The 15,004-nt window shown below is 61.8% G+C and carries 9 protein-coding genes; 8 read left to right on the top strand and 1 reads right to left on the bottom strand.

Annotation, left to right across the window (positions count from 1 at the left end):
- Positions 1-63: 63 nt before the first annotated feature.
- Positions 64-1,770 (bottom strand): group II intron reverse transcriptase/maturase, encoded by a 1,707-nt coding sequence (ltrA, locus tag LU684_RS06735; RefSeq protein ID WP_033863259.1) that lies wholly within the window; start codon positions 1,768-1,770, stop codon positions 64-66.
- A gap of 1,347 nt (positions 1,771-3,117) precedes the next feature.
- On the opposite strand from ltrA, the gene pilM reads away from it, so the two are divergent.
- The 8 genes from pilM to gltB all read left to right on the top strand — a co-directional run bounded on the left by pilM (position 3,118) and on the right by gltB (position 14,886).
- On the top strand, positions 3,118-3,999 hold the full coding sequence (gene pilM / locus LU684_RS06730; protein ID WP_023048611.1) for a type IV pilus biogenesis protein PilM: 882 nt from the start codon (positions 3,118-3,120) through the stop codon (positions 3,997-3,999).
- A complete protein-coding gene (locus LU684_RS06725; protein ID WP_016489625.1) occupies positions 3,996-4,532 on the top strand; it encodes a PilN domain-containing protein in 537 nt (178 codons plus the stop codon). The genes pilM and LU684_RS06725 overlap by 4 nt, the downstream gene beginning before the upstream one ends.
- Positions 4,529-5,545 carry a pilus assembly protein PilP gene (locus LU684_RS06720; RefSeq protein WP_095116155.1) on the top strand — a complete coding sequence of 339 codons (1,017 nt, stop codon included), beginning with the start codon at positions 4,529-4,531 and terminating at the stop codon, positions 5,543-5,545. Before LU684_RS06725 ends, LU684_RS06720 begins: the two co-directional genes overlap by 4 nt.
- Positions 5,469-6,731, top strand: coding sequence for a type IV pilus secretin PilQ (locus LU684_RS06715; protein WP_016489623.1), 1,263 nt, complete (start codon positions 5,469-5,471; stop codon positions 6,729-6,731). Before LU684_RS06720 ends, LU684_RS06715 begins: the two co-directional genes overlap by 77 nt.
- Before the next feature lie 4 nt (positions 6,732-6,735).
- Complete coding sequence (gene aroK / locus LU684_RS06710) at positions 6,736-7,254, top strand: shikimate kinase AroK (protein ID WP_024717571.1); 519 nt, start codon at positions 6,736-6,738, stop codon at positions 7,252-7,254.
- Between the two features lie 96 nt (positions 7,255-7,350).
- A complete protein-coding gene (gene aroB, locus LU684_RS06705) occupies positions 7,351-8,448 on the top strand; it encodes a 3-dehydroquinate synthase (protein ID WP_024717572.1) in 1,098 nt (365 codons plus the stop codon).
- Positions 8,449-8,463: 15 nt separating this feature from the next.
- Positions 8,464-10,068 carry an SPOR domain-containing protein gene (locus LU684_RS06700; RefSeq protein ID WP_060516914.1) on the top strand — a complete coding sequence of 535 codons (1,605 nt, stop codon included), beginning with the start codon at positions 8,464-8,466 and terminating at the stop codon, positions 10,066-10,068.
- Positions 10,069-10,440: 372 nt separating this feature from the next.
- On the top strand, positions 10,441-14,886 hold the full coding sequence (gene gltB / locus LU684_RS06695; RefSeq protein ID WP_016489619.1) for a glutamate synthase large subunit: 4,446 nt from the start codon (positions 10,441-10,443) through the stop codon (positions 14,884-14,886).
- Positions 14,887-15,004: the final 118 nt, after the last annotated feature.

The raw sequence follows: 15,004 nt of genomic DNA, 5'->3' as shown, positions 1-15,004 counted from the left end.
AGCCAGCCATTCCTGGCTGACTCCCCCCTAAGAACCGTACGTGCGCCTTTCAGCGCATACGGCTCAAGCCTTCGCTAAGCTTCCGATGGAAGCCGGTTTGTTCACGTGCAGGCCACGAGTATGCAGTTGGTTGTGGCAGTTAGGGTGTAAGAGTACCCGATTGGCCAGTTCGTCTCCACCGCCGAGGGAGCGGTGTACGACGTGGTGGTCATGCCACCCTGTCTCTCTGGTAATCGGTTGCTTACACAGCAGACACAGTCCATTTTGACTGGCAAAGAGGCTGCCGATTTGTTTCCGGTATTTGAGCTTGCTCAGCATCCGGTCCATCCGCAGTTTCTCGCCTTGAGCCTCCATGGCGGGATCGTAGGGGTTGTAATCCCCACTCACCTTTTTGTGTCGCTCGATCGGAGTACTCGCGAGCGAGTACAGCTCGACCTCCCTTTTACCTCCGTCTGCATCTACCACTGTGGTGGCAAACACCCAGCTCCTGTCTCCTGAGGTCCGGAAATACTTCTTCCTTACCCAGTCGAGGGACTTGTTAGGGTGTCGCCTCTTCGCCCAACGCCAGAGTTTGATAAACACTCTGTGGTCCATTCGGCTGTAAGCCTGTTTCGCGACGACTGGTTGATGGTACAGCGCCCAGCCCCTCAGTTTCGGGTTGAGCAGTCGGATCAGATCCTCCTGCTTGACCGTCTTGTGAGAGTCGATTGCCTCTCTGATCTTGCTGTAGAACGCCTTGACGTTCTTCTTGTTCGGCTTGATCAGTAACGTTCCGTCGTACTTCCGGAAATTCCAGCCAAGGAAGTCAAAGCCTTCGTCGATGTGGACGATGCGCGTTTTCTTGAGTGACAACCGTAGCCCGCGCGTTGCGAGGAACTGCTCTACCCAAGGTTTTACTTCATTCTCCAGCACCTCCGGAGAGGCCCCTGTGATCACGAAGTCGTCGGCGTATCGCACCACGTTCACCTTCAGCTTTTTCGCCCTTGTCACTCCCAGGTATTCCTTGAGGAGCGTTTCCAGACCATCCAGTGCCAGATTTGCCAGCGTCGGGGAGATAATCCCCCCTTGCGGCGTACCTGCATCCGTTGCGTGTAGCTGCCCCTTGTGGATGACCCCGGCCTTTAACCATTGCCGCAGCACCCGTGTTTCCGTTGGGGCATTTCTTAACAGCCAGTCGTGGTTGATGTTGTCGAAGAACCCTTCGATGTCTGCGTCCAATACCCAGCAGGCCGAAGCCCGTTTGGATAGACACAAGAACAACTGCGCCATCGCATCCGCCGTGGAACGTTCGATCCTGAAGCCGTAGCTATTCGGGTCGCCTCGGGTTTCAGCGATGGGGGACAGAGCCAGCATATACAGCGCTTGCATGGCTCTGTCCGTCATGGTCGGTATACCCAGTGGGCGTTCCCGTCCATCCGACTTCGGGATGTAGACTCGCCGTAGTGGCCGAGCCTTGTATCCCCGCGTCTTCAACTGACCAACCGCATTCCATTTTGCGTTGGGTGTATCCCAGAGTTGCTTATCGACTCCCGCCGTGCGGCTCCCCTGATTTTCCGTGACTCTCCGTACAGCCAAGTATCTGGCCGACTTCGAGCGGGTGAGCATCCGTTGCAGAGATTTGACTCTGCGCCATTTGCCTTCCCGACAAGCCTTCGCAATTCGCATCTGCATTCCCCGGACATTCCGCTGGGCTCGGCGCCAATCGACGTCGTGCCACTGTTGCGGAGTGCCGGAAAGCGCAGACTCACCTTGCTGGCTGAGCTCTATCATGCTGCTTTCCTCTCAAAGTGAAACCACCCGAGCGGAAGGCGCACGTACCCCCTGAGGGGTGCATGCACCCCGTCAGGGTAGGGTTATCAAGGGCCAATTGGAGCTAGGCCCTGAAGTTAATGAGACGGTCTCAGTCAGAGTTATTGCGATGGAAGACCACGCAGAAGTCTGCCCGGTTTTCCCGTGGGGTGATGTTCCAACCCCTATCCAGGCCATTACAGCCTGGCATTCGCTTTCTCTGCGATCCCATACCCGCACCGCTAACAGTGTCCCTTACGGTTCACTTGCCCAAGGGCAGCGATACGGGCTTACCACGTTCCCTATCTGTCACACGACTGGGTTAGGACCTGCCTTTTCACCGGCGATCATATGAGGCGACGTATCCCCAAGCGCCACGGAGATAACCGACCGCGTACCTTTTGGTTCAAGCCTAACAGCAGTTTTGGCTTGGTAATGCTTACGGTGTTTATTAGCAGTTCACGTATGTTGTCCATACCAGTCAGCCTAGCGCCTCAACCCGGTACTGCTCCGAGTATCTACCGCCTCCCTCGCAGGAGAGCGGCACCCCTTGAAGGGGGGCTACATTGTCGGACGGGCTTCGAACACCACCATTACTAGTGATGCACGCCGTCGTAGGCTACCGTTGGTCGCACAACGAGTCCGCTGCCATCCTGTATTAGCGATGGTTGGACAATGACAGACAGAGCTTTCGCTCATGTCTCCGTTTGGAAGAAGTGGGGACCGCTGTGGCGGCTCACTTAGGTTGGGTTACTCCTGTTTTGAGGCAGGAGAAACCCCAGCGGGGATTTCTCCCGCGAGGGTTGAAGCCGCAAGGGCTTGAGTTAGTGTCGTGGAGGTGACCGTTTGAAAAGTTTCTTGACCTCTGACCAGTTGGCCCACGTTGCCAGCCCTAAGCAAAAGATTAGGAGGCTAGTGAGGCAAATGATGCCAAATGTGTCATGACTCATTTCGTACATATCACTTTCCGACGAATGGCACTCCAAGACCGATGAAATCGGTCCGCAGTCGCGCTTCCGAGTGCTCAGCGACCTAGGGGTTTTGCCACCGCCGCTGCGGCAAGTCCTTTAAGGCGAGGGACCTCTGGGCGGGTTTTGGTTCAAGGGGATGGATACCCAAGTATTTGATTCCTTTGGGAATCTCTCAAGCTGACCCTACAGCTTGGGACGGGAGACACGTTACACGTGTCGCACAACGCTGGGCATTATAAGCATTTTTTCGCCCCTCCGGGTTACCGGCCAGGCTGTCCGTCGCCTCGATGGGCAAGCCGGGCCTGGTGTTGACGCGGGGTTGCGACAGACCGCTGCACCACGCAGCAAGGAAGCCGCGATGCTAGGACGCTTCGGCAAGGATGCCAGTTCAATCGTGGGGGTGGAAATCGCCCCTGACGCTGTTCGTGTTGTGCAACTGCAGCGGCGCAGTCGGCGCTACAGGGTACTTGCATCGGCACAAGAACCATTTGAATCCGCAGCTGGCAAGGATTGGGTCGCAGAGCCCGATGCCGTGGTGGCTGCCTTGCGCCGTGCCTACCTGCGCAGCGGCCTCAGGCAGCACCGGATAGCGTTGGCGTTACCGGCCAGCCAGGTGATCTGCAAGCGGTGCCATGTGCCGATGGAGCAGGTCGGGGCTGAACTGGAGACGCAATTGCTGGCCGATGCCGAGCGGCTGTTTCCATTTCCATTGGAGGACCTGGCCTTGGACTTTCAGGTCTTGGGGGCATCCGGAACGCAACCGGGGTGCGCCGAACTGATGGTGGCCGCGTGTCGGCAAAGTGCCTTGGCGTCACTGGATGCCATCGTCGAGGCGGCCGGGTTGCAACTGGAGGCCATCGAGGTCGACAACATTGCCTTGTGCCGCATGTTGCCCGTGGGCTGCCTTGAAGGTTCGGCGCTGCTGCGGGTCGAAGCGCACAGCGCAGTGCTTTATGACTGGCAGCCTGGCCGGCCTTACCAGCGTCGTGAACTAAACATGCAGGGGCTGAAGGGCATGGCGCAGTTGCCGGAGCACCTGCACGCGCTGCTTGCCGATGCGCAGTTGCCGGCGGGCCTGTGGATTACCAGTGGCTCATCGGTGGAGCCTGGCGTGTTGCAAAACCTTGGCCGCCAGCTGAATACGCCGTGCAGGCACTTGCCTGGCCTGAAAGGGTTGGAGCACGTTGACGGCACGATGGTCCTGGCGTGCGCCCTGGCACTTGGAGGGTTGCACCCATGATACGGCTTAACCTGCTGCCTTGGCGGGAACGCCAGCGCGAGGCGGCGCTCAGGCGCTTTCGCACCCAGCTGGTTGCCGGCGCACTGCTAGCGCTGTGTGCCGTGACCCTGGTCGACCAGTTGGCCCGACAGCGCGGTCAGCAGCAGGCGCTGGTCAATGCCCAGCACCAGGCCGCCCTTGAGGTGCTGGCCGAGCAACTGCAGCCGCTGGCAGATGTGCGTGCGCAGCATGATGCACTCAATGCCCGTGCAGCTGCACTCGAAAGCTTACGCGCCCAGCAGGGGGTGCTGGGTAATGTGTTCGCTGAGATCGAAGGGGCGCTGCCGGTCGGGGTCCAGCTACTCGACCTCAGCTTTGAAAACGGCCATCTGCAGGTGACTGGGCTGGCTGCCTCTGGCGCCTTGGTTGCGCAGTTCATGCGCGATCTGGAGCGATCGGGTGTGCTGCTCGATCTGACGCTCAAGCGTGTCAGGAGCATGCCGGCTGGCGATGAGTTTCTGCTGGCTACGCGTGTTGCGGCGTTCTGGTCGTGAAAGCAGCGCAGGTCTTTGCCTGGTGGGCGGTTGCCGAACGTTCCAGAAGCATCAGGCTCATCGCGCCAGTGCTGGTGGCCGGGATGGTGTTCGGCCTGGGTTGCGCGCTTCGCCTGCCGGCAGGGTTGCAGCAGCAGGCACAGGAAGCGGCCCGGCAGGCCACATTGAACGAGCAGCAAGCAGCCAGTGCGGCAAAGCTGGAGGAGCTGCAGCGATTGCGGGCGTCTCTGGCTTTTGCCGAACGGCGGTTGCTGGAGGCTCACTGGCACCTGGCCGCCGGGGAAGGCATGAGTGAGCTGGTTGACCGCCTGGCGGCTTCGGGGCATGCACATGGCTTGCTGGTTGAGCGGTTCGACGTGCAGGAAGTCGAGCAACAGGCAGGCTATTGGAAAGTGCCGTTGCAGGTGCAGGTGGTGGGCCGGTACATGGATTTGCGCCAGTGGCTGGGTGACTGGCTGGGCCAGGCACGCCTGCTGCGCAGCGGTGACATGAAACTGGCCGCCGTCGCGGGGCAGCCCGGGCTTTTGCGTCTGCAACTGCAGGTAGATGCGTTTCAGGCCTCAGCGCCCGTACCGACACCTGAGGTGCTTGCGCTTATGCCGGCCAAGGCCGCCACGCCAGTGCCTGGGGTCGATCCCTTCGCCCCTGGGGCGATACGAGTGGCCGGTTCCGGTCTGGGCAGCGTGCCACTGGCACAGCTGGAAATGGTCGGCAGCCTGTCGCGAGGGGCGGCCCATGAGGCGCTGCTGATGGCGGCTGGCAGGCTCTACCGCGTGCGGGCGGGTGAGCGCTTGGGGCGTAACCACGGAGTGGTGGCGCGGGTCGATCAAGGTCAGGTCGAAGTGCGAGAACGGTTATTCATGGCGGGGGTGTGGCATGAGCGTACGGCGTTCATCACCCTGGCAAAGCGCCCGGGCAAGGAGGCCCCGAACCAGAATGAAGAACGTGATGAAATGGGTGTTGGCGGCCCTGCTGCCGATCCCGCTGGTGTGGGCGACGCCGTATCAGGGTGAGCCACTTTCTTTGAATTTCCAGGATGTAGAGGTTCGCTCGGTGCTGCAGGTGCTGGCCGATTACGCGGGCATCAATCTGGTTGCCAGCGATGACGTGCAGGGCAACGTGACCTTGCGTTTGCAGGACGTGCCCTGGGATCAGGCGCTTGACCTGGTGCTGCGCAGCAAGGGCCTGGCACAGCGGCACGAAGGCAATGTGTTGCTGGTGGCCCCTGCGGCAGCGTTTGCCCCGCAGCCGTTCGATGCCCATCCGGTGCCGGATGCGCAGATGCAGCCGTTACGCCGTGAACTGATACCGATCCATCATGCCAAGGCGGCGGAGCTGGTTGAGTTGTTGCTGACCAGCCTGGCGGATGACAGCACCTTCACCGTTCGTGGCAGCCTGGGTGTCGATGAGCGCACCAATACCCTGGTGGCGCATCAGCCGGCCGATCGCCTGGCCGAATTGCGGCAACTGGTTACGCAGCTGGACGTGCCGGTGCGCCAGGTGGCGATCGAGGCGCGTATCGTCGAGGCCAACGTCGACTACGAGAAAAGCCTGGGGGTGCGCTGGGGCGGGCCGCTGTACGGGGAAAGCCTGCGCCCGGGCAAGGAACTGTTCGTCGACCTCGGCGTGGAGCGGGCGGGCAGCAGCGTCGGCCTGGGCCTGCTGCGCGGTGACGTGTTGCTCGACCTGGAACTCAGCGCCATGGAAAAAAGCGGCAACGGCGAGATCATCTCGCAGCCCAAGGTGGTCACGGCCGACAAGGAAACGGCCAGGATCCTCAAGGGCACCGAGGTGCCCTACCAGGAAACCAGCCAGAGTGGCGCCACCTCGGTCGCCTTCCGCGAAGCCTCGCTTTCGCTGGAGGTGACCCCGCAGATTACACCTGACAACAAGGTAATCATGGCTGTCAGGGTGACCAAGGACGAGCCTGATTACGTCAATGCCGTGAACAACGTACCGCCGATCCGCAAGAACGAGGTCAATGCCAAGGTTCGTGTGGCTGACGGCGAAACGATCGTGATCGGTGGCGTGTACTCGACTTCGCAAAACAATGTGGTCGACAAGGTGCCATTTTTTGGCGATCTGCCGTATGTTGGGCGGCTGTTTCGACGCGATGTATTACAAGAGAAAAAATCCGAGCTGCTGGTCTTCCTGACTCCGCGTATCATGAGTGACCAGGCGATTGCTGTGAGTCGTTGATTCTGTGCGAAATTTGATACTTGTGGGACCCATGGGCGCTGGTAAAAGCACCATTGGACGCCTATTGGCCAAAGAGCTGCGCCTGCTGTTCAAGGATTCCGACAAGGAAATCGAACTGCGATGCGGCGCCAACATCCCGTGGATTTTCGACAAGGAAGGCGAGCCAGGTTTCCGTGAGCGCGAGCAGGCGATGATCGCCGAACTGTGCGCACTCGACGGCGTGGTTCTGGCGACCGGCGGTGGCGCGGTGATGCGCGAAGCCAACCGCCAGGCATTGCGCCGGGGTGGTCGGGTTATCTACCTGCATGCTTCGGTGGAGCAGCAGGTTGGCCGTACCGCGCGTGATCGCAATCGCCCGCTCCTGCGCACCGCCAACCCCGAGGCCACCCTGCGCGCCCTGCTGGAAGCCCGCGACCCGCTCTACCGCGAGATCGCCGACGTGGTGGTGGAAACCGACGAGCGGCCGCCCCGCATGGTGGTGATCGATATTCTCGAGCGCTTGCAGCAGTTGCCGCCCCGTTAGCCCGGGTCTATTCTCGGCCACCAGCGCCGAGGCGAGGTTCAACGTTAGCGCGTGGTTGCCCGAACGGCGCCGCGCCCAAGTACATTGTGGGGATACATGCAGACACTTAAGGTCGACCTGGGCGAGCGCAGCTACCCGATCTACATTGGCGAAGGCCTGCTGGGCCAGCCCGAGCTGCTGGCGCCGCACATTGCCGGCCGGCAAGTCGCCATCGTTTCCAACGAGACCGTCGCACCCCTGTATCTCGAACGCCTGAGCAACACCCTCGGCGCCTACTCGGTGCTGTCGGTGATATTGCCCGATGGCGAAGCCCACAAGAACTGGGAAACCCTGCAACTGATCTTCGATGGCCTGCTGACAGCTCGCCATGATCGTCGCACAACCGTGGTTGCCCTGGGCGGCGGCGTGATCGGTGACATGGCCGGCTTCGCTGCCGCCTGCTACCAGCGCGGTGTCGACTTCATCCAGGTGCCGACCACCCTGCTTTCCCAGGTTGACTCTTCGGTGGGCGGCAAGACCGGTATCAACCACCCGTTGGGCAAGAACATGGTCGGTGCCTTCTATCAGCCCAATGCGGTGCTGATCGATACAACCAGCCTTAAAACCCTGCCAGCGCGCGAACTGTCGGCCGGCCTGGCGGAAGTGATCAAGTACGGTCTGATCTGCGACAAGCCGTTTCTCGCCTGGCTCGAAGATAATATGCAAGCCCTGCGCGCCCTCGACTCGGCAGCCCTGACCGAGGCCATCCGCCGCTCGTGCGCGGCCAAGGCCGCAGTGGTGGGTGCCGATGAGCGTGAGTCCGGCGTGCGGGCCACGCTGAACCTGGGGCATACCTTCGGGCATGCCATCGAGACCCATATGGGCTACGGCGTCTGGCTGCACGGCGAAGCCGTGGCGGCGGGCACGGTGATGGCCCTGGAAATGTCCATGCGCCTTGGCTGGATCGACCAGGCCGAGCGTGATCGCGGGATCCGCCTGTTGCAGGACGCAGGTTTGCCGGTGGTGCCACCACAGGAAATGACCCCGGCGCATTTCATGGAGCACATGGCGGTCGACAAAAAAGTGATCGACGGACGCTTGCGTCTGGTGCTGTTGCGCCAGATGGGCGAGGCCGTTGTGACCGACGACTATCCGAAAGAGATTCTTCAGGCCACGCTGTCGGCGGATTACCGCGCGATCGTGGCCCAGCTTTGAGGTTGTGACAGCGCAATGACCAGTTTGCATGCCGATGAGGCCTTTCTCGACCATTACCAGTTGAGCCACGATCCGTTCGCGCCCCGTGTGCCCGGCTTCAAGTTCTTCCCGGCGCAGCGCAAGCCCGTGCTTGGCCAGCTGCACCACCTGGCGCGCTACAGCCAGCTGATGCTGGTGGTCAGCGGCCCGCTGGGCAGCGGCAAGTCGCTGCTGCGCCAGGCCCTGGTGGCCAGCACCAACAAGCAGGCTGTGCAGAGTGTGGTGGTGTCTGCCCGCAGTGCCAGCGATGCTTCCAGCATGCTTGCCCAGGTCGCTCAAGACCTGGGTGTGGCCCAGCCCGAAGTGCAGGCGATCCTGTCCAAGGTGGTGCAACTGGCACTGACCGGGCAGGAAGTGTATTTGCTGGTGGACGATGCGGAACAACTCGACGAGTCGGCACTCCAAGCGTTGCTGGAGTTGGCGGCGGGGGTACCGGAAGGGCGCCCGCACGTGTTCCTGTTCGGTGAGCCTTCACTGATTGCCGGGCTGGACGAGCTCAATGTCGAGGAAGAACGCTTCCACATCATCGAGCTTGCCCCCTACAGTGAAGAAGAAACCCGCGAGTACCTGGAGCAGCGCCTGGAAGGGGCTGGCCGGGGCATCGAGGTGTTCAGCCGTGAACAGATCGTCGATATCCATGAACACTCCGACGGCTGGCCTGGCAACATCAACCAGGTCGCCCGTGACACTTTGATCGAAGCCATGATCGCCAGCCGTTCGACGGTCAAGCGACCATCCATGGGGTTCAAGATGCCTAAAAAACATGTGCTCGCGCTGTCCGCTGTGGTCGTGGTCGCTGTCGCGGCCGCTGTGTTGATGCCCAAGAAAGGCGACAAGCCACCCGCTGAGGCGCCGGCCGCCCAGGCCCAGTTGCCGCTTGGCGACGGCAAGCAGGGTGCCAATATCGAGTTTTCCGGGTCTTCCCAGCCGATGCCGCTGCCGCTGGTTGGCCAGTCCCAGCCTGTAATGCGCGAGCCGCTGGCCCAGGCCGCGGGCATGGGGGAGGGTGAAGAAGGCAGCCCGGCGGGTGACACTGCCCTGCAGCCTGGCAACCCGCCGCCAACCGTGACCACCATTGCGCCGCCGCAAGGCGTTCCGGCTGGCCCGGCACCTGTGCCTGCACAGCCTGTGGCTACTGCGCCGGTCCAGCCGGTTGCACCTGCGCCCAAGCCTGTCGCAACCCAGCCTGCGAAGCCGGTTGCACCTGCCAAGCCTACGCCTGCGCCTACCCAGGTTGCCGTGGCCAAGCCGGCCGCCAAGCCTGCCGAGAAACCTGCCGCCACTGGCAGCGGCAACAGCGGCTGGTACGCCGGGCAGAAGCCGGGCAATTACGTGGTGCAGATCCTGGGCACCAGCTCCGAGGCCTCGGCCCAGGCGTTCGTCAAGAGCCAGGGTGGCGACTATCGCTACTTCAAGAAAAACCTGCAGGGCAAGCCGCTGTACGTAGTCACTTACGGCAGCTTCGCCAACCGTGATGCAGCGGTTGCGGCAATCAAGAACTTGCCAGAGAAGGTCCAGGCTGGTAAACCTTGGCCACGTACCGTCGGCAGCGTCCAACAAGAGCTGGCCACGGCCCGCTGATACCTTCCGGGCGGCATCACCCCGCCGCCCAGTTGCTGAGCGATTACTGACTTTCGAATAGCCTGCTGCGTTTCAACGCGGCAGGCTTTTCTGTCCCAGACTGCCGGCCACAAGCCCCTAGTTGCAGTCATGGCTGAAACGCTTCAGACTCACGCCAAGCCCTATCACGGCGCATGGCGCAAAAACATTCAAAATTGCGACATAAATTTTCAATGGTGAGACATGAAAATTTGTGGGCGTCGCTGTCGCTGTGCAACAATGGTTTTCCATGGCCACCGCAAAAAAGCTGGCGTTTGATCGGCGTGGATGGTAAGTGGTTGTTAAAAAAGAGATTTACCTCCGTTGAGAGGTGAACCTGGTGAGAATGTGTCTATGAAAACAGGTCTGTACCATCCCGAAGAATTCAAGGACAACTGTGGTTTTGGCCTGATCGCCCATATGACGGGCGAACCGAGCCACCACCTTCTGCAAACCGCCATGCAGGCGCTGACCTGCATGACCCACCGTGGCGGTATCAACGCCGACGGCAAGACCGGTGACGGTTGCGGTCTGCTCATGCAGAAGCCCGATCAATTCCTGCGAGCCGTGGCCCAGGAACACTTCGCCGTCGAGCTGCCCAAGCAGTACGCCGTCGGCATGGTGTTCTTCAACCAGGACCCGGTCAAAGCCGAAGCGGCCCGCGCCAACATGGACCGCGAAATCCTCGCCGCTGGCCTGAAACTGGTCGGCTGGCGCAAGGTACCGATCGACACCAGCGTACTCGGCCGCCTGGCCCTGGAGCGCCTGCCGCAGATCGAACAGGTGTTCATCGGTGGCGAAGGCCTGAGTGACCAGGAATTCGCCATCAAGCTGTTCAGTGCCCGTCGCCGTTCATCGGTGGCTAACGCCCACGACAGCGACCACTACATCTGCAGCTTCTCGCACAAGACCATCATCTACAAAGGCCTGATGATGCCGCGCGATCTCGCGGCGTTTTATCCAGACCTGGGTGACGAGCGCCTGCAAACCGCGATCTGCGTGTTCCACCAGCGCTTCTCCACCAACACCCTGCCGAAATGGCCGCTGGCGCAGCCATTCCGCTTCCTCGCCCACAACGGCGAGATCAACACCATCACCGGCAACCGCAACTGGGCCATGGCCCGTCGCACCAAGTTCGCCAATGACCAGATCCCCGACCTCGAAGAGCTCGGTCCGCTGGTCAACCGTGTCGGTTCCGACTCGTCGAGCATGGACAACATGCTGGAACTGATGGTGACCGGTGGCATCGACCTGTTCCGCGGCGTGCGCATGCTGGTACCGCCAGCCTGGCAGAACGTCGAGACCATGGACGCCGACCTGCGTGCCTTCTACGAATACAACTCCATGCACATGGAGCCGTGGGATGGCCCGGCCGGTATCGTCATGACCGAAGGCCGCCACGCGGTGTGCCTGCTGGACCGCAACGGCCTGCGCCCGGCGCGCTGGGTGACCACCACCAACGGCTACATCACCATCGCCTCGGAAATTGGCGTGTGGGGTTACCAGCCTGAGGAAGTGTTGGCCAAGGGCCGTGTCGGCCCGGGCCAGATCCTGGCGGTGGACACCGAAACCGGCCAGATCCTCGACACGGACGCCATCGACAACCGCCTGAAGTCGCGCCACCCGTACAAGCGCTGGCTCCGTCAGCACGCCACCCGTATCCAGGCGACGCTGACCGACGACCAGGGCGCGGCCAGCTACGACGCTGACCAGCTCAAGCAATACATGAAGATGTTCCAGGTCACCTTCGAAGAGCGTGACCAGGTACTGCGCCCATTGGGTGAGCAGGGCCAGGAAGCCGTTGGTTCGATGGGTGACGACACGCCGATGGCCGTGCTGTCGCAGCGTGTGCGTTCGCCTTACGACTTCTTCCGCCAGCAGTTCGCCCAGGTGACCAACCCGCCGATCGACCCGCTGCGCGAAGCCATCGTGATGTCGCTGGAGATCTGCCTGGGCGCCGAGCGCAACATCTTCCAGGAGTCCCCGGAGCACGCTTCGCGGGTCATCCTCAGCTCCCCGGTCATTTCGCCCGCCAAGTGGCGTTCGCTGATGAACCTGGAGCGCGAAGGTTTCGACCGTCAGCTGATCGACCTCAACTATGAACAGGGCGTCGGTCTGGAAGCGGCCATTCGCAACATCGCCGACCAGGCTGAAGAAGCCGTGCGCGCTGGCAAGACCCAGCTGGTGCTGAGCGACCGCTACATCGCCCCGGGCAAGCTGCCGGTGCACGCTTCGCTGGCCGTTGGCGCGGTACACCACCGCCTGACCGAACAGGGCCTGCGTTGCGACAGCAACATCCTGGTGGAAACCGCTACCGCCCGCGACCCGCACCACTTTGCCGTGCTGCTGGGCTTCGGTGCCTCGGCCGTCTACCCGTACCTGGCGTATGAAGTACTGGCTGACCTGATTCGTACCGGCGAAGTGCTGGGCGACCTGGACGAAGTGTTCAAGTACTACCGCAAGGGCATCTCCAAGGGCCTGCTGAAGATCCTGTCGAAGATGGGTATCTCCACCATCGCCTCATACCGCGGTGCGCAGCTGTTCGAAGCCATCGGCCTGGCCGAAGAAGTGGTCGGCCTGAGCTTCAAGGGCGTGTCCAGCCGCATCAAGGGGGCGCGCTTCGTAGACCTTGAAAGCGACCAGAAGCTGCTGGCGGCCGAAGCCTGGAGCGCGCGCAAGCCGATCCAGCAAGGTGGCCTGCTGAAGTTCGTCCACGGTGGTGAATACCACGCCTACAACCCGGACGTGGTCAACACCCTGCAAGCCGCCGTGCAGCAGGGCGACTATGCCAAGTTCAAGGAATACACCACGCTGGTCGACCAGCGTCCGGTATCGATGATCCGCGACCTGCTGAAAGTGAAGGTGGCCGACCAGCCACTGGCGTTGGAGCAGATCGAACCGCTGGAGGCCATTCTCAAGCGGTTCGACTCGGCCGGTATCTCGCTGGGCGCACTGTCGCCGGAAGCCCACGAGGCGCTGGCCGAGGCCATGAACCGCCTGGGCGCGCGTTCCAACTCTGGTGAAGGCGGTGAAGACCCGTCGCGCTACGGCACCATCAAGAGTTCGAAGATCAAGCAGGTGGCCACCGGCCGCTTTGGTGTGACCCCTGAATACCTGGTCAATGCCGAGGTGCTGCAGATCAAGGTTGCCCAGGGCGCCAAGCCTGGTGAGGGCGGCCAGCTGCCGGGCGGCAAGGTCAACGGCCTGATCGCCAAGCTGCGTTATGCGGTACCGGGCGTGACCCTCATCTCGCCGCCGCCGCACCATGACATCTACTCGATCGAAGACCTGGCCCAGCTGATCTACGACCTCAAGCAGGTCAACCCGCAGGCCCTGGTGTCCGTGAAGCTGGTGGCAGAAGCCGGCGTGGGCACCATCGCCGCTGGCGTGGCCAAGGCCTATGCCGACCTGATCACCATCTCCGGTTATGACGGTGGTACCGGTGCTTCGCCGCTGACCTCGATCAAGTACGCCGGCGCCCCGTGGGAACTGGGCCTGGCCGAAACCCACCAGACCCTGCGTGGCAACGACCTGCGCGGCAAGGTGCGGGTTCAGACCGACGGCGGCCTGAAAACCGGCCTGGACGTGATCAAGGCGGCCATCCTCGGCGCCGAAAGCTTCGGCTTCGGTACCGCGCCAATGATCGCCCTGGGCTGCAAGTACCTGCGCATCTGCCACCTGAACAACTGCGCCACCGGCGTAGCCACGCAGAACGACAAGCTGCGCAAGGATCACTACATCGGCACCGTCGACATGGTGATCAACTTCTTCACCTTCGTCGCTGAAGAAACCCGTGAGTGGCTGGCCAAGCTGGGCGTGCGCAGCCTGGGCGAGCTGATCGGCCGTACCGACCTTCTCGAAATGCTGCCAGGCGATACCGAGCGCCAGCAGTACCTGGATCTGTCGCCGCTGCTGGGCAGCTCGCACATTCCGGCAGACAAGCCGCAGTTCTGCGAAGTCGACAAGAACCCGCCGTTCGACAAAGGCGAGCTGGCCGAGAAGATGGTGGACATGGCCCTGCCGGCGATCCGCGACCAGGCCGGTGGCGAGTTCAACCTCGACATCTGCAACTGCGACCGCTCCATCGGTGCCCGCATCTCTGGCGAAATCGCCAAGCTGTACGGCAACCAGGGTATGGCTGCCAACCCGATCACCTTCCGCTTCAAGGGTACTGCGGGCCAGAGCTTTGGCGTGTGGAACGCCGGTGGCTTGAACCTGCACCTGCAGGGTGATGCAAACGACTACGTCGGCAAGGGCATGACCGGTGGCAAGGTCACCATCGTGCCGCCAGCCGGCAGCCCGTTCGAAACCCAGCACAGCGCCATCGTCGGCAACACCTGCCTGTACGGTGCCACTGGCGGCAAGCTGTTTGCCGCGGGCACTGCGGGCGAGCGCTTCGCTGTGCGTAACTCCGGCGCCCACGCTGTTGTCGAGGGCACTGGCGATCACTGCTGTGAGTACATGACCGGCGGCTTTGTCTGCGTCCTGGGCAAGACCGGTTACAACTTCGGTTCTGGCATGACTGGCGGCTTCGCCTACGTGCTCGACATGGACAATAGCTTCGTCGACAAGCTGAACCACGAGCTGGTGGAAATCCAGCGTATCAGTGGTGAAGCGATGGAAGCCTACCGCAGCCACCTGGCGCGGGTACTTGGCGAGTATGTGGAAGAGACCGGCAGCGAGTGGGGGCGTGAGCTCTCGGAGAACCTGGACGACTACGTGCGGCGCTTCTGGCTGGTGAAGCCGAAGGCAGCCAACCTGAAGCAACTGTTGTCCAGCACACGTGCCAACCCGCAGTAAAAACAGCTGCAAGTGGCAAGCCTCAAGCTGCACCTGAAGGCAGTACGAGGTTTGCCCGGCTTAAGTGATCGTCTTGCGGCTTGCAGCGTGTAGCTTGCAGCTGCTGTAAAGAGGTTTT

The organism is Pseudomonas sp. NMI542_15 (genome assembly GCF_021283425.1).
In the GTDB taxonomy this organism is placed as follows: domain Bacteria; phylum Pseudomonadota; class Gammaproteobacteria; order Pseudomonadales; family Pseudomonadaceae; genus Aquipseudomonas; species Aquipseudomonas fortuita.
This window is presented reverse-complemented; position numbering and strand designations above follow the sequence as displayed.

Bases quoted from the DNA above. Each gene is read 5' to 3' on its own strand.
- ltrA (WP_033863259.1), bottom strand. From the start codon at position 1,770: ATGATAGAGCTCAGCCAGCAAGGTGAGTCTGCGCTTTCCGGCACTCCG.
- pilM (WP_023048611.1), top strand. From the start codon at position 3,118: ATGCTAGGACGCTTCGGCAAGGATGCCAGTTCAATCGTGGGGGTGGAA.
- LU684_RS06725 (WP_016489625.1), top strand. From the start codon at position 3,996: ATGATACGGCTTAACCTGCTGCCTTGGCGGGAACGCCAGCGCGAGGCG.
- LU684_RS06715 (WP_016489623.1), top strand. From the start codon at position 5,469: ATGAAGAACGTGATGAAATGGGTGTTGGCGGCCCTGCTGCCGATCCCG.
- aroB (WP_024717572.1), top strand. From the start codon at position 7,351: ATGCAGACACTTAAGGTCGACCTGGGCGAGCGCAGCTACCCGATCTAC.
- LU684_RS06700 (WP_060516914.1), top strand. From the start codon at position 8,464: ATGACCAGTTTGCATGCCGATGAGGCCTTTCTCGACCATTACCAGTTG.
- gltB (WP_016489619.1), top strand. From the start codon at position 10,441: ATGAAAACAGGTCTGTACCATCCCGAAGAATTCAAGGACAACTGTGGT.